Below are 20,473 nucleotides of genomic sequence, written 5' to 3' on the forward strand. Positions count from 1 at the left end.
GACTACGCGCGGGTCACCAGTGTGTGCCGGGTACCCAGCGGGCCGCGCGGCGCAGGGCGGTGCCGGTGGCTTTTCGGGCGGCGGAAGGGGTTTTCGGATCTGCCCGGGGGACCGGGGCGGGGGCCGGGGTGTCTTCGGCCGATTCACCCTTGGCCGCAGGGGAATCCGGCAGCGCGCGGTAGTAGCGGTGCAGGATGCGGTCGCGGAGTTTGGGGGTGATGATGCCGCCGTATTCGGCGAGGGTACCGAGGGGGACATCGATACGTTTGGGACGTTCGGTGAGGGCGCGCACGATCGTGCCCGCAGCCCACTCGGGGGATTCGGACGGCCCCTGGTCGCCGCTGGGGGCGATCATCGGGGTGCGCACCAACGGCATGTGGATGGTGGTGAAAGTGACTCCGTCGGCGAGAGTTTCGACCGAGGCGACCTCGGTGAACTTGTCCAGGGCCGCCTTGCTGGCGAGGTAGGCGGCGAAGCGGGGGGTGGCCACCTGCACGCCGGCGCTGGAGATGTTGACGATGTGGCCGAAGCCGCGTTCGCGCATCTGCGGCAGGAGTGCCAACGTCATCCGCAGCGCACCGAAGTAGTTGACCGCCATGGTGCGTTCGAAGTCGTGCAGGCGATCGGTGGAGCGGTGGATGGCGCGGCGTATGGACCGGCCCGCGTTGTTGACCAGCATGTCGACGTGGCCGTGCTGGTCGAGGATCGCCTTGACGGCCGAGTCCACGGATTCGGAGTCGGTGACATCGCACGGGTAGCCGTAGGCCTGCCCGCCCGCGTCGACGATCTCGGCGACCACCGCGGCCAGTTCGTCGGCGCGGCGCGCGAGCAGGAACACGACACCGCCCTTGTCGGCGACCGAGAGTGCGGCGGCCCGTCCGATCCCGGACGACGCACCGGTGATCACGACATGCCTGTCGGTGAGATCGCGCCGCTTGCGGCCCCGTTCACCTGGAGAAACCTGAGACATCACTGCTCCTTTGCAGCTCGTTCCCTCGAACTTACTCCAAAGTAAGTTCGAGGGCCAGGATCCTCGAGAAACTCGAAAATATGTTCGAATGCCGCTCGCCAATATTCGAACGTATGTGCGATACTGATGCACATGGCGGACGATCGGATGGCGGACATCTATGCCGCGGTGCGGCTCGGCGGTGGCGACCCTGATGCGGCGCGCGCGGCGCTGACCAGGCTGTGGAGTGAGATAGGGGAAGGCGGCGACCCGTTGCATCGCTGCGTGGTGGCGCATCACCTGGCGGATGTGCAGGAGTTGCCGGAGGGTGCGTTGCTGTGGGACCAGCGGGCGCTGGCCGCGGTGTTCGGGCCGGGTATCCCGCTCGATGAGGGGCTGCGCGGGTTCCTGCCCTCGCTGTATCTGAACCTGGCCGACAGTCATCGCCGCGTCGGTGACTTCGAGATGGCGCGGATGCAATTGGCCATCGCGCGCGGGCACCTGGACGTGCTCGCCAACGATGCCTACGGCGCGGTGATCCGCACCGGTCTGAGCCATGTGGAGGCGGCGCTGGAATCGCGCTCGATGGAGCGCTTGCCCGCGAATTGAGTTGTCCTCCACCAGGAAAGGGGTGCGGTGATGCGGGGGTCGTGAGAGGAGTGGGTGCATGGGCTGGAGCAACGGTCCGCCGACCTGGTCGGAACTGGAGCGGGTGCTCTCGGGCAAGCCGAGTGGCAGGCCGGCGGAAGACATGCACCCGGGCGACGGCGGCGACAGTCCGGCCTGGTCACGCAAACGCGGCGAGTACCACGCCGCCGAGCTCGACCGGCCGACCGGCCCGACGGTGCCCTACGCGGAGTTACACGCCCACTCCGCCTACAGCTTCCTCGACGGGGCGAGTCAGCCGGAGGAGCTGGTGGAGGAGGCGGTGCGGCTCGGTCTGGAAGCGCTCGCGCTCACCGACCACAACGGGTTCTATGGGACCGTCCGGTTCGCCGAGGCGGCCAGGGAATGGGGAATGCCAACGGTTTTCGGTGCCGAACTGTCACTGGGAACCGATGCGGAGGCGGCGCCGGGCCGAGGGGATGCGGTCCGGCGCCGTTCTGTCCCTCGGGGCGGGTTGCGAACTCCCGTCGCGGATGCGGTCGAACACGGGCACGTGAACGCGCCGGACTCGGTGCCGCGCACCGGATCTCCCGATCCGCTCGGTCCGCATCTGCTGGTTCTCGCCAGGGGGCAGGAGGGGTACCGGCGGCTCTCCCGGGAGATGGCGACAGCGCACATGGCCGCGGGGGAGAAGGGCGTGCTGCGCTATGACCTCGACACGCTCGCCGCGGCGGCGGGCGGGCACTGGCATATCCTCACCGGCTGCCGAAAAGGCCACCTGCGCACCGCGCTCGAACACGATCTGCGCGGTGGCGATATCCGGCTACCGAAAGCCGAAGCGGCCCTGCGGGATCTGATCGAACGATTCGGCGCCGATCGGGTGAGCGTGGAGCTCACCCATCACGGCATCGCCACCGATGACGAGCGCAACGCCCTGCTGATCGCGCTGGCCGACCGGCTCGATGTTCCCGTACTCGCCACCACCGGAGCGCATTTCGCCTCGCCGGCGCAGCGTCGCCGGGCGATGGCACTGGCCGCGATCCGCGCCAGGAGCAGTCTCGACGAGATGGCGGGCTGGCTCGCGCCCACCGGCGGCGCGCACCTGCGTTCGGGTGTGGAGATGGCGCATCTGTTCGCCGACCACCCGCACGCGGTGGCGAACGCGGCGGTGCTGGCTCGCGAATGCGCGTTCGACCTGGGGTTGATCGCGCCGAATCTGCCCCCGTTCGAGGTGCCGCCCGGCCACGACGAGAACTCCTGGCTGCGCCACCTCGCCTACGCGGGCGCGGCGCGACGCTACGGGCCGAGGGAGCGAAACCCCAAGGCGTACGGGCAGATCGACCACGAGCTGGCGGTGATCTCGAACCTGGACTTTCCCGGCTATTTCCTGGTGGTGCACGACATCGTCCAGTTCTGCAAGGAGAGCGACATCCTGTGCCAGGGCCGGGGTTCGGCCGCCAACTCCGCGGTCTGTTACGCCATCGGCATCACCAATGTCGACCCCGTCGGCAATCAACTCCTCTTCGAACGGTTCCTCTCACCCGAGCGGGACGGGCCGCCCGACATCGATGTCGATATCGAATCCGACCGCCGCGAGGAGGCCATCCAGCACGTCTACGCCAAGTACGGCCGTGACTACGCCGCGCAGGTGGCGAACGTGATCACCTACCGAGGCAAGTCCTCGGTGCGCGATGCCGCACGGGCACTCGGCTTTTCGCCGGGGCAGCAGGACGCGTGGAGTAAGCAGGTGAGCCGCTGGTCCGGGGTCGCTGCCGAGACGGACACCGATATTCCGGACGCGGTGCTCGAACTCGCGGGCGAACTCGATGGTCTGCCACGGCATTTGGGGATCCACTCCGGCGGCATGGTGATCTGTGATCGCCCGATCGCCGACGTATGCCCGGTGGAGTGGGCGCGGATGGCCGGGCGCAGCGTGCTGCAGTGGGACAAAGACGATTGCGCCGCGGTCGGTTTGGTGAAGTTCGACCTACTCGGGCTGGGCATGCTCTCGGCGCTGCACTACATGATCGACCTGGTGCGCGAGCACAAGGGCGAGACGGTGGAGCTGCACGCGCTCGATCTCACCGAAGCGGGCGTCTACGAGATGCTCCAACGCGCGGACTCGATCGGGGTGTTCCAGGTGGAGTCGCGCGCGCAGATGGCGACGCTGCCCCGGCTCAAGCCACGCAATTTCTACGATCTGGTCGTCGAGGTGGCGCTGATCCGGCCGGGGCCGATTCAGGGTGGCTCGGTGCACCCGTATATCCGCAGGCGCAATGGCAAGGAACCGGTGGTGTTCGACCATCCCTCGCTGGAGCGCTCGCTCACCCGCACGCTCGGCATCCCCCTGTTCCAGGAACAGCTGATGCAGATGGCGGTCGATGTCGCCGGTTTCAGCGCGGCCGAGGCGGACCAGTTGCGGCGGGCGATGGGGTCGAAGCGGTCGCCCGAGAAGATGGCCATGTTGAAGGCCAGGCTCTACCAGGGCATGCGTGAGCTGCACGGCATCACCGACGAGGTCGCCGACCGCATCTACGAGAAGCTCTACGCCTTCGCCAATTTCGGTTTCCCCGAAAGCCATTCCCAGAGTTTCGCCTCGATCGTGTTCTATTCGTCGTGGTTCAAGCTGCACCATCCGGCGGCGTTCTGCGCCGGGCTGTTGCGTGCGCAGCCGATGGGTTTCTACTCGCCGCAGTCGCTGGTCGCCGACGCCCGCCGGCACGGGGTGCGCGTACACGGCCCCGACATCAATGCCAGCCGTGCCGAGCCCACCCTCGAGAACGCGGGCACCGAGATCCGGCTCGGCCTGTCGGGCGTGCGGCACATCGGCACCGACCTCGCCGAGCGCATCGTCGCCACCCGTGCCGAACACGGCCCCTTCACCTCGATGCTCGACCTCACCGGTCGCATCGAACTGACCATCCCCCAAACCGAATCCCTCGCCACCGCGGGCGCGTTGAGCACCTTGGTCGACACCCCGACCGAGCACTCGGTGACAAGCTCTCGGCGGGCGGCGCTGTGGGCGGCGGGAGCGGCGGCCCAGGAACGCGCGAATCTCCTGCCCGGCACCGGCCCCGCCGTCGCGGCGCCCGCTCTGCCCGGCATGAGCGCACTCGAACTCGCCGCCGCCGACGTCTGGGCCACTGGTATCTCGCCCGACTCCTATCCCACCGAATTCCTTCGCGCCCATCTGAATTCGCTCGGTGTCGTCCCCGCCTGCGATCTCCTGCTCGTCGAGGACGGCGCGCGAATCCTGGTGGCGGGCGCCGTCACCCACCGTCAGCGCCCCGCCACCGCCGCGGGCGTCACCTTTCTCAACCTCGAAGACGAGACCGGCATGGTCAACGTCGTCTGCTCGGTCGGCCTGTGGACCCGCTACCGCCGCCTCGCCCAGAACGCCACCGCCCTGCTCATCCGTGGCCGCATCCAAAACGCGGAGGGCGCAGCCAGCGTCGTCGCCGACCACCTCGAACATCTCGACCTGCGGATCGTCGCCCGATCCCGCGACTTCCGCTGATCTCGCGGTCACCCGGTATCCGTTGGGTATCTTGGGAATTGGGGGTACAGCATGAACGCGCAGGCTCGGCAGGAATCGGAATCCGCGGGACCGGTGCTGGTCGCACGACGGACCAAGTTCTTCGTGCTGATCGGGGATCTGGTTGTCTCGCTGCCGTCGATCGTGCTCAGCGGATGGCTCATCTGGAGATTGTCGGCGCTGGTCGGGGACTGGCTCGTGGTCGTCGCCGCGCTGGTGTGGCCGGTATCGGGCGCGTGCGTTCTGCTCGTCGGTGTCCTGATCTCCGGTGCGGCAGCGCAGGCCAGCCGGTCCGCGTCGCCCGAGCACGCGGAAGTGGTCGCCGCGTGGGCGGCGGTCGCCGCCGTTGCCCGGATCGACGGGTCTCGCTATACGCCATGGGTTAACGACGTCGCAACGGTGAACGGAGAGGTGTACGGATACGCGACTCTGGGCCGGCACGTCGTCGTGACCCGGCATGCCGTCGACGTGTTCACGCGAGGAGAACTGCAGGCGGTACTCGCGCACGAGTTGGGCCATCAGTTGCTGGGACGAATGTGGTTACGGTGGCTGATCAAGTGGTATCGAGGTCCCGCCGACCTGCTCCTCGGGCTCGCTGTGGGCGTGGTGTCCAAGGTCGCGTGGTCGCTGCAAATCGGGCCTCGGTGGATCGCCCACCGACTGTTTCGGGGGCCTCGGCCGGTCATCCTCCTCGGCGTGCTGGTGGTCGTCATCGTGCCGACCGCAGCCGTCCTCGGCTCGGGTTGGGCGATTCTCGCCGTGTCGACCCGGTTTCTCGGGCTGCCGACCGCCCTGGTCGTGGTGGTGGTCCTCGTCGCGCAGCCCTTCGCGCGAGCCAGGCTGTCCCAGTGGCAGGAGTACGGTGCCGACCGAGTAGCGGTGGAACTCGGCTACGGCCAGGATCTTCGCGGTGTACTACGACGACTGCAGGCGGACTGGGACGCTATCCCGGCCGAGCAGCGACTGCTGGCTCGCTTGATTCATACCCACCCGCCGCCCGACAGCCGCCGCCGCGCGGTCGAAGCGCTCGAACCTCAACGGCACAGGGCAACGGCCGACGATCAGCCGTCATGACCAGGTCGCGCGAGCGCGCCCGCTCCGGCTCTCCCACGCACTACGCTGCGATCATGCGCAAGCTTGCCGTGGTGATGATCGCGTTGCTCGGACTCGTGTTCCTGGTCGGGTGCGGCGATGACGAGAGCGAGGACCATGCCGGTAAGGCGTCCTCGCCCACCGTCATGGGCGGGCCCGCTCCCGCGGTGGCGCCCGGGTTCCGCGAGGGCGCCCCGCAGCAGGACAGTCCGGCGCCGACGGATCAGTCGAACCGGAAAGAGGTGATCACCGGATCGGTGGATGTCACCTCGGGGGATCCGATCGCCGCCGCCGCGACCGTCACCGAGCAGGTCCGCGCCGTCGACGGCCGGATCGACAGCCGCACCGAACAGCCCGGTACCGACGAGCGTGCCGCTCGGGCGGTGCTCAGTGTGCGGGTGCCCGCCGACAAGACCGATGCCTTCATCACCGGGCTCGGTGGGGTCGGCACGGTGACCCGGGTCAGCACCAATCGCGACGATGTCACCATGCAGTGGCAGGATCTCGACGCCCGCATCCGCGCCCTGCAGGCCTCCGTCGACCGGCTCAAAGCGCTGATCACGAGCGCCACCAACACCGCCGACCTGATCGCCGCGGAGGAGGCGCTGTCGAGCAGGCAGGGCGAGCTCGACAGTCTCACCGCGCAGAAACGCAGCCTCGACGATCAGGTCGCGCTGTCGACGCTCACCATCACCCTCACCGCCGACGACAAGAACGCACCCGGCGACCCGGACAACTTCTGGGACGGCATCGTCTCGGGCTGGCACTCGCTGATCGACTGGTTGCAGGACGCGATCGTCTTCGTCGGCAAGGCCGTGCCGTGGCTGGGCTTCCTCGCCGTGATCGGCGGATTGCTGTATGCCGCACTGCGATTGCTGCGCAGGCGCCGTCGCACCGGAGCGCATGTGCCCTCCGCTGCCGGGCCCACCGCACCGGCGGCCACCGCATCCGAGGTCACCGCATCCGGCGCATCCGCATCGGCAGCGTCCGGGAAGGAGACCCCCGGTGTCCACGGTGCGGGCGACGATCAAACCGAACAGCCGTAAAGGCCCACTCGTCGAAACCGCCGAAGACGGCACCCTCACCCTCTACGTCCGCGCTCCGGCCGTCGAGGGCAAGGCCAACAAGGCCGCAATCGAACTACTCGCCGATCATTTCGGCGTCGCCAAGTCCGCCGTCCGGCTGACCGCCGGCGCCACCTCACGGTTCAAGCGGTTCGACATCGACTGAGAGTCAGACCGCGCCCGGAAATCCGAGCTGCCGCCAGGCCTCGTACACCGACACCGCCGCCGCGTTCGACAGATTCATCGACCGTCGACCCGGCAGCATCGGAATGCGCACCTGCTCGGTGATCTGCGGATCGGCCAGTACTTCCGCGGGCAGACCGGTGGGCTCGGTACCGAACAGCAGCGCGTCGTTGTCGCGATAGGCGATATCGGTGAAACGGGTGGTGGCCTGGGTGGTGAAGGCGAACACGCGGCCGGGCCGGATCGCCGCGAACGCCATTGCCAGGTCGGGATGCACGGTCACCACCGCGAGGTCGTGGTAGTCCAGTCCGGCCCGGCGCAGCTTGGACTCCGAGAGGTCGAAGCCGAGCGGTTCGATCAGGTGTAGCGCGCAGCCGGTCCCCGCGGCCAACCGGATCGCGTTGCCGGTATTGGGCGGAATCACGGGCTCGTGAAAGATCAGGTGCAGCACAGCGGACCACTCTGTCATGCGCCACCCCGTCCGCGCGCAGGCGGTATCTGGAACAATCGGGCTCGTGAACGAGGCGGAGACGACCGGCAAGCACCGGGTCGCGCGGTTGAGCGCGGGGGAGCAGTACCTGCGCAGTCATCTGCCGATGACCGTGGTGACCGCGCTGATCGTGATCGCGGTCGGCTTCGTCGCCTGGGATCGGTGGCGCCGCGGCGCGCTGATCTTCGGCAGCGCCGCCCTGGTGGCCGCCGCGTTCCGGCTGTGCCTGCCGACCGTGCAGGTGGGGTTGCTCGCCGTGCGCAGCCGCCCGTTCGACGTGGCGGCGCTCACCGCGCTCGGCAGCGCCATCGTCTTCCTGGCCGCCACGATCAACACCCTCGGCGTCAGCTGACGCGAAAGGCCGACCACGGCGTCGTTGACGTGGCCGGCCTCGACACCCGCGGATGTGGTGTCGTTCAGGCGGTTTCGGGGACTTTCGGCTCCCAGAGGCTGCGATGCCCCTGGCTGCCGTACAGGGCGCGCGCCCGGTCCGGCGTGATCGTCACCGGGTCGACCGGCACCGGCGCGGCGGCGTGTGCGGCGAAGACCTGCCCGGTCATCGGCGCGATGAACGGGGCGGCCTTGACGATCACCCAGTTGTCGCGCCGGGCGGCGACCCAGGCGATCACCTTCGCGGGAATCCGCACCGCGAGATCGACCACGCGGGGCACCCGGTACCGGCCGAGCTTGCGCATCCACATCGGCAGCGTCGGGATGCTGGCCAGCGAGAGCAGCCTGCTCCCGATCGCGTAGCCCCAGCCCTTGCTCGGCGGCGTCCACATCAGGTAGTGCATGCCTTCGATGGCGCGCTCGGTGACGCACAGTTGCGGCCGGACTCGCTCGTAGTAGGCACGCACCTCCTCGCGCGAGCGCGGGACGTCCGCGGGCTTGCAGGTCTGCAGTTCGGCGGCGATCGCGCATTCGGCCCAGAAGCGCCGCTCCTCCTCGGGGCTCAGCGGGCCGGGTCCATACATCTCATAGGCCTTGAGCACCGAGTGCCAGCCGGTGATGTGGATCCACAGCTGGGTTTCCGGGCTGTTGGCGCTGTAGCGCTTGCCGCTGATCGGTTCGATGCCCGTCATCGGCGCGTGCACTTTCATCAGGTGCTCGGCGGCCTGGACGGCGGTGCGGCCGTCGCCGACCGCGACGAGCACGAAGTACAGCAGGGTGTGGTCGAGCCGCGTGCGCGGGTTGCTGTAGATCCCCTGCGAATCGGCGACGGCGGCGGTGAGGAACGGATCGAAGTGTTCCAGGGCGACCGCGCGCTGGAATCCGATCAAGGCGGTCGGCGACGCCCAGACCTTCCAGCTGGGGGAGCCGGGTCCGAAGAAGCCGTAGTCGTCGCGGCGCAGGGAGGTGGGGTCGAAGGCCATTGCACGTGCTCCTTTGCAAGTGAATACAACACCACCGTAGCAATGGCGTGTGATGAATACAACGGTTGCGTAGGATTTGCGTCGACAAGTCGGCCGCGGGGTATCGTCCACAGGGAGAAAGGCAGGTGGGCGCGTGACCGCGACGCAGGATCGACGACCGCGGCGCCGCTATGCCCCGCGGCTGCCGCCGCAGGAGCGCCGTGCGCAACTGCTCGACGCCGCGTTCGCCGTGCTGGGCCGGGTGGAACTGCACGAGTTGAGCATGGAGGCCGTCGCGCAGGAGGCCGGGGTCGGAAAACCGGTGCTCTACACCGTGTTCAAGACCCGCGCCGAGCTGGTCGAAGCGCTGCTGGAACGCGAAAGTGAACGCGGACTGGAACAGATCGCGGATACGCTGCCCGACGACCTGCTCGGCGCCGATCCGGTCGCCGTCGCTTCGTCGACCGTGGAAGCGTTCGTCGGTGTGGCACTGGCGAATCCGACGCGCTGGCGGCTGATCCTCGCCACGCCTGCGAGCGCCCCCGGCGAATACCGCGCGGCTCTTCGCACGTCGCGGGCCGATATCCTGGCGCGCGCGGAATCTCTTGTCCGCATCGGCATTTCGCTGTCACCGCGCTGGTCGGGGATGGATGCCGAACTGCTCGCGAACTCGACCCTGACCGTCGCCGAAATGCTCGGCAGGCTGGCCGTCAGCGAGCCGGAAGAGTATCCGCGCGAACGACTTCAGGCCTACGTTCGCTCGATCGTCACCCTGCTGACCGGGCCCTGACGGCTCAGCGGTTCTCCCGCGCCAAGCGCATCGTCTCGGTGAGCAGCTTCGACACGGCGGCCGCCTCGGTGAGGAACCCGTCGTGCCCGTCGCGTGAATGCACGATCTCGAGACCCGCGCAGCCCGGCAGTCCTTCGGCCAGCTCGGCCTGGGTGTGCAAGGGGTACAGGCGATCCGAGTCGACTCCGCCGACCACGCACGGCACCGATGTCGAGGCCAGCGCGGCAGCGATACCGCCGCGTCCGCGACCCACATCGTGGCGGTTCATGGCCTCGCTGAGCAGCACGTAGGTGGCCGGATCGAACCGCTGGACCAGCTTGTCGGCCTGGTGCTCGAGATAGCTCTGCACCGCGTAGCGCCCACCGGTCCACGGGTCTTCGTCGCCCTGGGCCTTGTTGGCGAACCGGTGGTCGAGTTCGCCCTCGGTGCGGTAGGTCAGGTGCGCGATGCGCCGGGCCAGTCCCATGCCGGTCATCGGCGCGCGACCGGTGCCGTGATAGTCGCCGCCCTGCCAGTCGGGATCGGCCGCGATGACGGCCATCTGGGTGGTCTGGGTACCGATCTGATCGGCGGTGGCGCGGGCGCCCACGGCCAGCACGAGCGCGGCGCTGACCCGCTCGGGCAGGCCGATGATCCACTCGAGCACCCGCATGCCGCCCATCGAGCCGCCGACGACAGCGCCGAGCCGCTCGATCCCGAGCACCTCGAACAACTGCGCTTCGGCCTTCACCTGGTCGCGGATGTTCAGCTCGGGAAACCGTGCGCCCCAAGGCTTTCCGTCGGAGGCGAGCGAGGACGGGCCGGTGCTGCCCTTGCAGCCGCCCAGCACGTTGGTCGCGATCACACACCACTCGTCGGTGTCGATCGGCGCGCCGGGCCCGACCATGCCCTCCCACCAGCCGGGCGCCCCGTCGGGCCCACCGACGACATGGGAGTCGCCGGTGAGCGCGTGTTCGACGAGCACCACATTGTCCAGGGTGGGCGAGAGCTCGCCCCAGCGTTGCACCGCCAGCCGCACATCGGGGACGACGGCGCCGTTCTCCAGCGCCACATCCCCGATGGCGACCAGGCCGACGCGCCCGTCCGGCGGTGGCAGCAGGGCCACCCCGGTTCCTGGTCGGGCGATCGGCGATTCGGTGCTCACAGTCACGTCGTCGCCGCCGCGAACCCGGCCCGCAGATCGGCCAGAATGTCGTCGATTCCCTCGATGCCCACCGCGAGCCTGACCAGGCCGGGAGTGACGCCGGCCGCCAGCTGCTCTTCGGGCGTCAACTGCGAGTGCGTGGTCGACGCCGGGTGAATCACGAGTGAACGCACATCACCGATGTTAGCTACATGGCTGTGCAGGCTGAGCGCGTCCACGAACTTCTTGCCCGCGTCGACGCCGCCTGCCAGCTCGAAGGCCACGATCGCGCCCGCGCCCTTGGGCGCCAGCTCCTTGGCCCGCGCGTGCCACGGCGAGGACTCGAGGCCCGCGTAGAACACCGCGTCGACGCCCGGCTGCTCGGCGACGAACTTCGCGACCGCCTCGGCATTGCTGACATGCCGCTCGACCCGCAGGCTCAAGGTCTCGATGCCCTGCGCGATGAGGAACGCGTTGAACGGCGAGACCGCCGCACCCAGATCGCGCAGCAACTGCACCCGCGCCTTGAGCGCGAACGCGGGCGCGCCCAGATCGGCGAACACCGCGCCGTGGTAGCTCGGATCGGGCTCGGTGAAACCGGGGAAGCGCACGTTGCCGTCGGCGTCGCGCACGGTCCAGTCGAAGGTGCCGCCGTCGACGATCACGCCCGCCACGGCCGCACCGTGCCCACCCAGGTACTTCGTCGCCGAATGCACGACGATGTCGGCGCCGTGGGCCAGCGGCTGGATCAGGTAGGGGGTGGCGACGGTGTTGTCGACGATCAGCGGAAGGCCGTTCGCGTGCGCGACACCGGCGATGCCGGGAATGTCGAAGACCGCGCTGCTCGGGTTGGCGATGGTCTCGCCGTAGAACGCCTTGGTGTTCGGCTGGATCGCGGCCTGCCACTGCTCCAGGTCATCGGGGTCCTCGACGAACGAGACCGTGATCCCCAGCTTGGGCAGCGAGTAGTGGAACAGGTTGTAGGTGCCGCCGTAGAGGTGCGGGCTGGACACGATGTGGTCGCCCGCGCTCGCCAGGTTCAGGATCGCGTAGGTCTCCGCGGCCTGGCCCGAGGCCAGCAGCAGCGCCGCGACGCCGCCCTCGAGCGCGGCCACACGCTGCTCCACCGCGTCCTGGGTGGGGTTCATGATCCGGGTGTAGATGTTGCCCGGCTCGGCGAGACCGAACAGCGCGGCGGCGTGATCGGTGTCGCGGAAGGCGTACGAGGTGGTCTGGTAGATCGGCAATGCCCGCGCGCCGGTGGCGGCGTCGGGTGCCTGGCCCGCGTGGATCTGCTTGGTCTCGAAGGACCAGTTCTCGGGCAGGGAAGAGTCAGTCATGTCGTGCTCCAAATGGGTGTCAGCCGGGGGATCTCGTCAACTGGGTCGGATCGACTGGCAACAACACATGGGGGCCTCCTGCAGTGCGCGCTTGCTCTCGACTTTCGAGAGCCCGGTCATCACCCGGAGCACCCCACCGCAGCTGGAGGGTTGCCGACCAGCGAGCCGGGGCTTGGCGCTGGTACTCATGACCTTGCCGTCATGTTAACCGGACATCTGCCGCGCGCGGAAACTTCCCCCGCATTTCCCGCCGAAGATCACTCGTCGGACGGTGTGCCGAAGCCTGGCGTGTCGTCTACCGGTGCGCCACAGACCTGTCGCAAGCCGTGGTAGGCGCGCAGCACGGCGTCGCGAGTGACCCGGACAGCTACCGTCGGTGACCCGCTCAGCAAGGCTTGTTCGGTGTCGGCGACGGAGATGTGGCACAGCATCTGCCAGATCCCGGCCACCAGCTTCACCGTGAAGTCGTCCGGCGACGTGCCCATCCGCTGCGCGAGCTCGGTGCACACCGCGACGTTCTTCTTCTCCGCGTATTCCAGCGCCCGCGCGTTGACCGACTGGCTGGTGCGCATGATTCGCTGCATCTGCAGGAACTGGCGGATGAACCGGATACCGTCCGCGTCCGCCTCGGCCTGGACCACCGTCAGGTAGGCGCCACACAGTGCCTGGAGTTCGTTGCCGGTGTTCGGTTGGGAGCGCAGCGCGACGGCGACGGAGACCCCGAAGTCGTCGATCGGGGCCAGCACGATGTCTTCCTTGAGTGCGAAGTACCGGTTGACGGTGCGTGGGGACACATCGGCGCCCGCGGCGATCTGCTCGACCGTCGTCGCGTCGAACCCTTGGCTGTCGCACAGGTCGAGTCCGACCGCCACGATCGCGGCTTTGGTCTGGAGCTTCTTGCGCTCGCGCAGGCCCAGCGGCGCGTCGGCAGCCGGTTCGGTCGTCCGGTCGGCGCTGATCGGAGTGGTCGAGTCCAGCATTCCATCAGCTTACCGTGTCGGCCGCTTTATCTGTCCAACTAGGCCAATTGGCGCAGCCAGACATTTTTCTCTTGACGCCAATTGTCTTGAGGTGCCAGGATTGGTCCACACTGATCGAGTGACGAGGAGTCCTGGTGACCAGCACCGAGCTAGAAACGAAACATGTTGATTCCCAACAGAGTTCGATGCGGTGGTGGGCGCTGGTCGTGCTCTCCGCCGCTCAGCTGATGGTGGTGCTCGATGCCACCGTGATCACGATCGCCCTGCCCTATGCCCAGCGTGACCTGGGGATCAGCGACGGCGACAAACAGTGGGCGCTCACCGCGTACACGCTCATCTTCGGCGGGCTACTGCTGCTCGGCGGACGGATGGCCGACTATCTGGGCCGACGCCGGATCTTCCTGGTCGGCCTGGTGGGCTTCGCCGCCGCGTCGGCGCTGGCGGGCCTCGCGCAGACCGGCCCGCAGTTGTTCATCGGCCGAGGTCTGCAGGGTGCGTTCGCCGCGCTGCTCGCCCCCGCGGCCCTGTCACTGCTGTCGGTGATCTTCACCGACGTGCAGGAGCGGGCCCGCGCGTTCGCGGTGTTCGCCGGTATCACCGCGGGTGGCATCGCGTTCGGGCTGATCGTCGGTGGTGCGCTCACCGAGTTCGCGTCGTGGCGGTGGACCCTGTTGATGAACACGCCGATCGCGCTCATCGCGGTAGCCGGTGCGGTGGCGGTGATCGCGCGCGATATCCCGGTGCCGAGGACCGGCGGCTACGACCTGCCCGGCGCCGTCACCGTGACATTCGGCTTGGTGTCGATCGTCTACGGATTCAGTCGCGCCGCCGAACACGGGTGGCTGGCGGGCAGCACCCTCGGCCTGCTCGGGGCGGGCTTCGCCTTGCTCATCGCGTTCGTCTTCATCGAGGCGCGCTCGGCGAATCCACTGCTGCCCTTGCGCATTCCGGGTGAGATCAATCGAGGCGGCGCCCTGCTGGCCGCGCTGCTGATCCCGATCGCGATGTTCGCCATGTTCTTGTTCCTGAGCTTCTACTACCAGAACACCCTGGGCTATTCGCCGCTGAAGGCAGGCATCGCGTTCCTGCCGTTCCCGGTGGGCATCGGGATCGCGGCGGGCATCACCAGTTCGTTGATGCCCAAGTTCGGGCCGCGTCCGCTCATGGTGGTCGGCGCGCTGCTCGGCGTCGTCGGACTGCTGTGGCTGGCGCAACTGAGCTACGGCGACGGGTACGCGCTGAGCGTGCTGCCCGCGCAGCTGTTGATGGCGCTCGGGATGGGCCCACTGTTCGTCGGGATGCAGGCCGTCGCGCTGCATCAGGTCGACGCCGAGGACTCCGGCGTCGCCAGCGCCCTGCTCAATGCCGCCCAGCAGGTCGGCGGCGCCGTCGGCACCGCCCTGCTGACCACGCTGTCGGTCCAGGCCGCCGAGAACTACGTCACCGACAACCCGACTGTCGACCACCTGATCGAACGCGCCTCGATCTACAGCTATGACGTCGCGTTCTATATCGGCGCCGGCTTCTTCCTCGCCGCCGCCGTGGTGATCGCGGTGATGATCCGCGACAAGCCGGAGAACCTGATCGAAGGCGACGAGCACGCGGCCGCCGTACCGATCGCGGTCTGACCTGCTCGACCGGGCCCGCGCCACCGTTCTCGGTGCGCGGGCCCCGCCGTGTTACTACTCAGTAGCCGGTCAAGGCCCGATCGCGTGCCGACGTGCGGTCGGGGCGGAGTAGCTTCGAGGAGTCCCGCACAGCGGGCCCTCCCATCGCGGTGAGGTGGGGGACAGCAGTACGCTCGTCTTGTTTGCACCACACGTCCCGCAGACAACGCGGGGCATATACGTTGTCTGTTGGAACTGCTGGGGTCCGCTCACAAGCGTGTTCGCCTAGCCGTGCAATAAGGGCACCCACCGAGGAGGACACGAAGATCCATGTCCAAGATCAAGGTTGAAGGCACCGTTGTAGAACTCGACGGCGACGAGATGACCCGGATCATCTGGCAGTTCATCAAGGACAAGCTGATCCATCCCTATCTCGACGTGAATCTCGAGTACTACGACCTCGGCATCGAGTACCGCGACAAGACAGACGACCAGGTCACCGTCGACGCGGCCAATGCCATCAAGAAGTACGGCGTCGGCGTGAAATGCGCCACCATCACCCCTGACGAAGCGCGGGTGAAAGAGTTCGGCCTCAAGAAGATGTGGCGCTCGCCCAACGGCACCATCCGAAACATTCTGGGTGGCACCATCTTCCGCGCGCCGATCATCATCTCCAACGTGCCCCGGCTGGTGCCCGGCTGGACCAAGCCGATCATCATCGGCCGTCACGCCTTCGGCGACCAGTACCGCGCCACCGACTTCAAGGTCTACGAGGCGGGCACCGTCACGCTGACCTTCACCCCGGAAGACGGCAGCGAGCCGATCATCCACGAGGTCGTGAAGATGCCCGAAGACGGCGGCGTCGTCATGGGTATGTACAACTTCAAGAAGTCCATCGAGGACTTCGCGCGGGCCTCGTTCAACTACGGCCTGCAGCAGAACTACCCGGTGTACCTCTCCACGAAGAACACCATTCTCAAGGCCTACGACGGCATGTTCAAGGACACCTTCCAGGAAGTCTTCGACGCCGAGTTCAAGGCCGAGTTCGACGCGGCGGGCCTCACCTACGAGCACCGCCTGATCGACGACATGGTCGCCTCCTCCATGAAATGGGAGGGCGGCTACGTCTGGGCCTGCAAGAACTACGACGGCGACGTGCAGTCCGACACCGTGGCCCAGGGCTTCGGCTCGCTCGGCCTGATGACCTCGGTGCTGCTCACCCCGGACGGCAAGACCTGTGAGGCCGAGGCCGCGCACGGCACGGTCACCCGGCACTACCGCCAGCACCAGCAGGGCAAGCCGACCTCGACCAACCCGATCGCGTCGATCTTCGCCTGGACCCGTGGCCTCGAACACCGCGGCAAGCTGGACAACACCCCTGAGGTGATCGGCTTCGCGCAGGCGCTCGAGGACGTGGTCATCAAGACCGTCGAGGGCGGTCAGATGACGAAGGACCTCGCCGCGCTCGTCGGCGGCGACCAGGGTTACCTGAGCACCGAGGAATTCCTCGGCGCGCTGGACGTCAACCTGGCTCGTGCTCTGAAGTGATGTAGCCCCGGTTCGCGACCGCGAACCCGCACGGCTGTGAAGGCGCCCGCACCGAATCCGGTGCGGGCGCTTTCTGCGTCTGTACCGGGCGGTTGTTCCCACGGTGGGCTAACTCACGCTCTGCTCGGGTAGCGAACGGGTACCTGTGCCCGTTGCATGGAAGCGTGACTTCTTCCATTGCAGCCCCCGATCGCCTCGACGCGCCACGCACCAGCTGGCATGTCCCGGCGATGCTCGCGTTGGCGCTGGGTGGATTCGGGATCGGCACCACCGAGTTCGTGACCATGGGGTTGCTGCCCGATATCGCGCGGGCCTTCGATATCTCCGAGCCGTCGGCCGGGCACGCGGTGTCGGCGTACGCGTTGGGTGTTGTTGTCGGTGCGCCGCTGATCGCGGCGTTGTGCGCGCGGGTGGCGCGCAAGAAACTGTTGATCGTGTTGATGGTCGCGTTCACCATCGGCAATATCGGGACCGTGCTCGCGCCGACCTTCGGCACGCTCGTGCTCGCCCGCTTCGTGTCCGGTCTGCCGCACGGCGCGTACTTCGGCGTCGCCTCGCTGGCCGCCGCGACCCTCGCGCCCGTCGGACAGCGGGCCAAGGCCGTGGCCGCGGTGATGCTCGGGCTCAGCGTGGCGAATGTGATCGGGGTGCCCGGCGCGACCTGGCTCGGTCAGCACCTGGGCTGGCGTGACGCGTATGTGGTCGTCGCCGTGATCGGCGTGGCGACGGTGGCCGCCCTGTGGCGCTATGTCCCCGCCCTGACCAGCATGAAGATCACCAACCCGATGACCGAACTCGGTGCGCTGCGACGCCCGCAGGTGCTGCTCACCCTGGCAGTCGGTGCGATCGGCTTCGGCGGCATGTTCGCCGTGTACACCTACATCGCCACCACCATGACCGATGTCGCCGGCATGCCCATCGGCGCGGTGCCGATCGTGCTGGCGCTGTTCGGTCTCGGCATGATCGTGGGCAATATCGGCGGCGGCATCCTCGCCGACCGTGGCGTCGACCGCTCGATCTTCGTCGCCATGATCGCGATGGTCGTGATCCTGGCCGGATTCGTCCTGGCGGCGCACAACCCCATCACCGCCGCGATCGGCGCCTTCCTCGTCGGCGCCTCCGGCGCGGCCCTGGCCCCCGGCCTGCAAACCCGCCTCATGGATGTGGCCGCCGACGCCCAAACCCTCGCCGCCGCCCTCAACCACGCCGCCTTGAACATCGCCAACGCCGCGGGCGCCTGGCTCGGCGGCCTCGTCATCGCCGCGGGCCTGGGCTACACCGCCCCCGCCATGGTCGGCGCGCTCCTCGCGGTCGCCGGTGTCCTGCTGTTCACCCTGACCGTCTTCCTGCAGCGCCGTTCCGTGCACGACGCGCCGTAACCGCGCGAGCTCGCACGTCGAGGGGATCTAGCCGGTCGCGGCGGGCCTGGCCCAGCCGACGCTGAGCTGGACGGCGCGTTGCCAGCGTTCGTATTCCTCTTCGCGGATTCCACGGTCGGGCGAGGGGGTCCACTGGGCGGCGACCTTCCAATTGCGGCGTAGGCCTTGGAGATCGGGCCAGTAGCCGACGGCCAGGCCTGCCGCGTAGGCGGCGCCGAGGGAAACGGTTTCGGTGACGAGGGGTCGCATGACCGGTGTGTCGAGGACGTCGGCGATGATCTGCATGAGCAGGTTGTTGGAGGCCATACCGCCTGCTACTCGCAGGGACTTCGCCTGGAGACCCGCGTCGGCGTTCATGGCTTCGACCACGTCGCGGGTCTGCCAGGCGGTGGCCTCCAGGACGGCGCGGGCCAGATGGCCTTTGGTCACGTAGGAGGTCAGGCCGATGAGCAGGCCTCGGGCATCGCTGCGCCAGTGCGGGGCGTAGAGGCCGGAGAAGGCGGGGACCAGGTAGCAGCCGCCGTTGTCGTCGACTGTGCCCGCGAGAGTTTCGATCTCGGGTGCGGTGGCGATCAGGCCGACGATGTCGCGCAGCCACTGGACGAGAGAACCGGTGACCGCGATGGGCCCTTCGAGCGCGTAGACCGGTTCGGGCCCGACCTGGTAGCCGATGGTGGTGAGCAGGCCGTGCCGGGAGCGGATCAGTTCGGTGCCGGTGTTCATCATGAGGAAACCGCCGGTGCCGTAGGTGCATTCGGTTTCGCCCGGGGCGAAGCAGGTCTGGCCGAACAGGGCCGCGTGCTGGTCGCCGAGGGCGGCCCCGATCCGCACGCCGGGGACCACGGTGCGGGCGGTGCCGAAATCGCCGGTCGACGGTTCGATGCGGGGGAGCATGGCGGGCGGAATGTCGAAGAACCGCAGCAGTTCCGCGTCCCACTGACGGGTGGCGAGGTTCATCAGCAGGGTGCGGCCCGCGTTGGTCACGTCGGTGACGTGCTCGGCGCCGCCGGTCAGGTTCCAGATGAGCCAGGATTCCATGGTGCCGAAGAGAACGTCGCCGCGTTCGGCCCTTTCGCGAAGGCCGTCGACATTGTCGAGTAGCCAGCGCAGGCGTGGTGCGGCGAAGTACGTGGCCAAGGGCAGCCCGCTCAACTCGGGAATGCGCTGTGCTCCCGGCAATTCCTTCATCTGATCGACCAGCTCTTCGGTGCGCACGTCCTGCCAGACGATGGCCAGCCGCACCGGCAGTCCGGTGCGGCGATCCCACACCACGGTGGTCTCGCGCTGATTGGCGATGCCGATCGCGGCCACCTGCTCGACAGTGATCCCGGCATCGCGCAGCGCCGCGGGCACGATCCGCTCCACCGTCCGCCAGATCTCGAGCGCGTCCTGCTCCACCCACCCCGACTTGGGATAGTGCTGGCGATGGGTCCGCTGCGCCATGCCGGCCAGCCGGGCGTGCTGATCGAAGACGATGCACCGGCTCGAGGTGGTGCCCTGATCGATGGCGAGCACGAAGCGTGGGGTCATCGTCGTCTGCTCTCGTTGTCGGCCGCGGAGTGTCGGTCGGTGGACGTGGCGCTCGCGAAAGGTGTACCGGCCCAGCTCATCGCGCTGCCGTCAGGTCGCGGTGTACGGCGAGAGCGGCGGCGCGAACCTGCTCGATCGCGGCCGCGCGCACCTGTAACCGGTTGTCGCACAGCTGATCCGTCGGTCCGGTGATGCCGATGGCCGCGACGACGAGCCCGCCTCTGGCCCGAATGGGCGCGGCGATCCCCGCTTCGCCGGAGCGGTGCTCCTCGACTTCGTCCGCCCAGCCCCGTCGGCGAACCTCGGCGATCGCCCGGTCGAGCCCGTCGCGTTCGGTGATCGTTCGCTGGGTGAACCCTGGGAGCGCACCGGCTTGCGCTGCGGCGTCGTAAGCGAGCAGTACCTTGCCGAGCGCGGTGGCGTGGGCGGGCAGCACTTCGCCGACGGCCAGGGCCTGCTCGCTGTTGTCGGGCCGAAAGACGTGGTGGATCACCGTGATTCCGGTATCCCGCGCCACGGCGATGCGGACCGATTCCCCGGAACGCGAGGCGAGCGCGTCGGCCCGGTGGATCGCCCGCGAGCGCAACTCGTTCACATCGAGCCGATCGGTTCCGAGTTCGCCGATCGCGGGGCCGAGCAGGTACTTGCCGGTGAGCGCGTCCTGGCCGACGAATCCGACGCCGAGCAGCGTCCGCAGGATGCCGTGCGCGGTGGGTTTGGCCAGGTCGAGCGCGGTCGCGATCTCGCCGACACCCAGTGGCCCCGGTCCACGCGCCAGCAGCCGCAGCACGGCGGCGGCGCGTTCGATCGACTGGATCGGGCCAGGCATGGGCCGAACCTACCACCGTTCAGCATTGTCGAACGGTGCTGGTGGTGCCCGCGCCCGCGCGTTCCTAGCGTGGGTC

The 20,473-nt window shown here is 68.2% G+C and carries 18 protein-coding genes and 1 riboswitch; of the genes, 10 read left to right on the forward strand and 8 right to left on the reverse strand.

Going from position 1 to position 20,473, the window contains the following annotated elements; genetic code table 11:
* Positions 1 to 13 precede the first annotated feature (13 nt).
* Positions 14 to 970, reverse strand: coding sequence for an SDR family NAD(P)-dependent oxidoreductase (locus ACFVJ5_RS14660; RefSeq protein WP_379220404.1), 957 nt, complete (start codon positions 968 to 970; stop codon positions 14 to 16).
* A gap of 132 nt (positions 971 to 1,102) precedes the next feature.
* Between ACFVJ5_RS14660 and ACFVJ5_RS14665 the strand changes: the two genes are divergently transcribed.
* The 5 genes from ACFVJ5_RS14665 to ACFVJ5_RS14685 are packed head-to-tail and all read left to right on the forward strand — an operon-like array spanning position 1,103 to position 7,412.
* On the forward strand, positions 1,103 to 1,558 hold the full coding sequence (locus tag ACFVJ5_RS14665; RefSeq protein WP_378635369.1) for a hypothetical protein: 456 nt from the start codon (positions 1,103 to 1,105) through the stop codon (positions 1,556 to 1,558).
* 58 nt (positions 1,559 to 1,616) lie between these two features.
* Positions 1,617 to 5,072 (forward strand): error-prone DNA polymerase, encoded by a 3,456-nt coding sequence (locus tag ACFVJ5_RS14670; protein ID WP_379220405.1) that lies wholly within the window; start codon positions 1,617 to 1,619, stop codon positions 5,070 to 5,072.
* 51 nt (positions 5,073 to 5,123) lie between these two features.
* Positions 5,124 to 6,164 (forward strand): M48 family metalloprotease, encoded by a 1,041-nt coding sequence (locus tag ACFVJ5_RS14675; protein ID WP_379220406.1) that lies wholly within the window; start codon positions 5,124 to 5,126, stop codon positions 6,162 to 6,164.
* Positions 6,165 to 6,217: 53 nt separating this feature from the next.
* A complete protein-coding gene (locus ACFVJ5_RS14680) occupies positions 6,218 to 7,228 on the forward strand; it encodes a DUF4349 domain-containing protein (RefSeq protein ID WP_379220407.1) in 1,011 nt (336 codons plus the stop codon).
* The gene (locus tag ACFVJ5_RS14685) at positions 7,188 to 7,412 is read left to right on the forward strand and encodes a DUF167 domain-containing protein (protein ID WP_379220408.1); all 225 of its coding nucleotides are present in this window, start codon (positions 7,188 to 7,190) and stop codon (positions 7,410 to 7,412) included. Before ACFVJ5_RS14680 ends, ACFVJ5_RS14685 begins: the two co-directional genes overlap by 41 nt.
* A gap of 3 nt (positions 7,413 to 7,415) precedes the next feature.
* On the opposite strand, the gene ACFVJ5_RS14690 is transcribed toward ACFVJ5_RS14685, so the two are convergent.
* Positions 7,416 to 7,898, reverse strand: a complete 483-nt coding sequence (locus ACFVJ5_RS14690; RefSeq protein ID WP_379220409.1) for a tRNA (cytidine(34)-2'-O)-methyltransferase — start codon at positions 7,896 to 7,898, stop codon at positions 7,416 to 7,418.
* A gap of 46 nt (positions 7,899 to 7,944) precedes the next feature.
* On the opposite strand from ACFVJ5_RS14690, the gene ACFVJ5_RS14695 reads away from it, so the two are divergent.
* The gene (locus ACFVJ5_RS14695) at positions 7,945 to 8,271 is read left to right on the forward strand and encodes a DUF3017 domain-containing protein (RefSeq protein WP_235569656.1); all 327 of its coding nucleotides are present in this window, start codon (positions 7,945 to 7,947) and stop codon (positions 8,269 to 8,271) included.
* Between the two features lie 64 nt (positions 8,272 to 8,335).
* Here ACFVJ5_RS14695 and ACFVJ5_RS14700 read toward each other — a convergent pair whose 3' ends face one another.
* Complete coding sequence (locus ACFVJ5_RS14700) at positions 8,336 to 9,292, reverse strand: oxygenase MpaB family protein (protein WP_379220410.1); 957 nt, start codon at positions 9,290 to 9,292, stop codon at positions 8,336 to 8,338.
* Between the two features lie 133 nt (positions 9,293 to 9,425).
* On the opposite strand from ACFVJ5_RS14700, the gene ACFVJ5_RS14705 reads away from it, so the two are divergent.
* Positions 9,426 to 10,061 (forward strand): TetR/AcrR family transcriptional regulator, encoded by a 636-nt coding sequence (locus ACFVJ5_RS14705; protein ID WP_379220411.1) that lies wholly within the window; start codon positions 9,426 to 9,428, stop codon positions 10,059 to 10,061.
* Positions 10,062 to 10,065: 4 nt separating this feature from the next.
* On the opposite strand, the gene ACFVJ5_RS14710 is transcribed toward ACFVJ5_RS14705, so the two are convergent.
* The 3 genes from ACFVJ5_RS14710 to ACFVJ5_RS14720 all read right to left on the reverse strand — a co-directional run bounded on the left by ACFVJ5_RS14710 (position 10,066) and on the right by ACFVJ5_RS14720 (position 13,504).
* Positions 10,066 to 11,211, reverse strand: coding sequence for a homoserine O-acetyltransferase (locus tag ACFVJ5_RS14710; RefSeq protein ID WP_379220412.1), 1,146 nt, complete (start codon positions 11,209 to 11,211; stop codon positions 10,066 to 10,068).
* The gene (locus tag ACFVJ5_RS14715) at positions 11,208 to 12,524 is read right to left on the reverse strand and encodes a bifunctional o-acetylhomoserine/o-acetylserine sulfhydrylase (protein ID WP_379220413.1); all 1,317 of its coding nucleotides are present in this window, start codon (positions 12,522 to 12,524) and stop codon (positions 11,208 to 11,210) included. Before ACFVJ5_RS14715 ends, ACFVJ5_RS14710 begins: the two co-directional genes overlap by 4 nt.
* Positions 12,525 to 12,606: 82 nt before the next feature.
* Positions 12,607 to 12,717, reverse strand: a riboswitch (SAM riboswitch).
* A 64-nt stretch (positions 12,718 to 12,781) separates the two neighbouring features.
* Entirely contained in the window at positions 12,782 to 13,504 is a 723-nt protein-coding gene (locus ACFVJ5_RS14720; RefSeq protein WP_379220414.1) for a TetR family transcriptional regulator, read from the reverse strand.
* A gap of 134 nt (positions 13,505 to 13,638) precedes the next feature.
* Between ACFVJ5_RS14720 and ACFVJ5_RS14725 the strand changes: the two genes are divergently transcribed.
* From ACFVJ5_RS14725 to ACFVJ5_RS14735, 3 genes are all read left to right on the forward strand, one after another.
* Positions 13,639 to 15,132: an MFS transporter gene (locus ACFVJ5_RS14725; protein WP_379220415.1), complete on the forward strand. Its 1,494-nt coding sequence runs from the start codon at positions 13,639 to 13,641 to the stop codon at positions 15,130 to 15,132.
* A 309-nt stretch (positions 15,133 to 15,441) separates the two neighbouring features.
* Positions 15,442 to 16,659: an NADP-dependent isocitrate dehydrogenase gene (locus tag ACFVJ5_RS14730; RefSeq protein ID WP_067447965.1), complete on the forward strand. Its 1,218-nt coding sequence runs from the start codon at positions 15,442 to 15,444 to the stop codon at positions 16,657 to 16,659.
* Between the two features lie 230 nt (positions 16,660 to 16,889).
* A complete protein-coding gene (locus ACFVJ5_RS14735; RefSeq protein WP_379220649.1) occupies positions 16,890 to 18,038 on the forward strand; it encodes an MFS transporter in 1,149 nt (382 codons plus the stop codon).
* A gap of 27 nt (positions 18,039 to 18,065) precedes the next feature.
* Here the strand turns inward: ACFVJ5_RS14735 and glpK are convergent, their stop codons facing one another.
* Both glpK and ACFVJ5_RS14745 read right to left on the reverse strand, forming a co-directional pair.
* Positions 18,066 to 19,568 carry a glycerol kinase GlpK gene (gene glpK / locus ACFVJ5_RS14740; protein WP_379220416.1) on the reverse strand — a complete coding sequence of 501 codons (1,503 nt, stop codon included), beginning with the start codon at positions 19,566 to 19,568 and terminating at the stop codon, positions 18,066 to 18,068.
* Positions 19,569 to 19,644: 76 nt separating this feature from the next.
* A complete protein-coding gene (locus tag ACFVJ5_RS14745; protein ID WP_379220417.1) occupies positions 19,645 to 20,397 on the reverse strand; it encodes an IclR family transcriptional regulator in 753 nt (250 codons plus the stop codon).
* Positions 20,398 to 20,473 lie beyond the last annotated feature (76 nt).

Origin of the sequence: Nocardia sp. NPDC127606, assembly GCF_042671725.1 — a bacterium.
Classification (GTDB): Bacteria; Actinomycetota; Actinomycetes; order Mycobacteriales; family Mycobacteriaceae; genus Nocardia.

Excerpts from the sequence above, each read along its gene's own strand:
- ACFVJ5_RS14745 (WP_379220417.1), bottom strand. The coding sequence starts at position 20,397 with ATGCCTGGCCCGATCCAGTCGATCGAACGCGCCGCCGCCGTGCTGCGG.
- ACFVJ5_RS14675 (WP_379220406.1), top strand. The coding sequence starts at position 5,124 with ATGAACGCGCAGGCTCGGCAGGAATCGGAATCCGCGGGACCGGTGCTG.
- ACFVJ5_RS14665 (WP_378635369.1), top strand. The coding sequence starts at position 1,103 with ATGGCGGACGATCGGATGGCGGACATCTATGCCGCGGTGCGGCTCGGC.
- ACFVJ5_RS14730 (WP_067447965.1), top strand. The coding sequence starts at position 15,442 with ATGTCCAAGATCAAGGTTGAAGGCACCGTTGTAGAACTCGACGGCGAC.
- ACFVJ5_RS14660 (WP_379220404.1), bottom strand. The coding sequence starts at position 970 with ATGTCTCAGGTTTCTCCAGGTGAACGGGGCCGCAAGCGGCGCGATCTC.
- ACFVJ5_RS14670 (WP_379220405.1), top strand. The coding sequence starts at position 1,617 with ATGGGCTGGAGCAACGGTCCGCCGACCTGGTCGGAACTGGAGCGGGTG.
- ACFVJ5_RS14735 (WP_379220649.1), top strand. The coding sequence starts at position 16,890 with ATGCTCGCGTTGGCGCTGGGTGGATTCGGGATCGGCACCACCGAGTTC.
- glpK (WP_379220416.1), bottom strand. The coding sequence starts at position 19,568 with ATGACCCCACGCTTCGTGCTCGCCATCGATCAGGGCACCACCTCGAGC.
- ACFVJ5_RS14715 (WP_379220413.1), bottom strand. The coding sequence starts at position 12,524 with ATGACTGACTCTTCCCTGCCCGAGAACTGGTCCTTCGAGACCAAGCAG.
- ACFVJ5_RS14680 (WP_379220407.1), top strand. The coding sequence starts at position 6,218 with ATGCGCAAGCTTGCCGTGGTGATGATCGCGTTGCTCGGACTCGTGTTC.
- ACFVJ5_RS14720 (WP_379220414.1), bottom strand. The coding sequence starts at position 13,504 with ATGCTGGACTCGACCACTCCGATCAGCGCCGACCGGACGACCGAACCG.
- ACFVJ5_RS14700 (WP_379220410.1), bottom strand. The coding sequence starts at position 9,292 with ATGGCCTTCGACCCCACCTCCCTGCGCCGCGACGACTACGGCTTCTTC.
- ACFVJ5_RS14690 (WP_379220409.1), bottom strand. The coding sequence starts at position 7,898 with ATGACAGAGTGGTCCGCTGTGCTGCACCTGATCTTTCACGAGCCCGTG.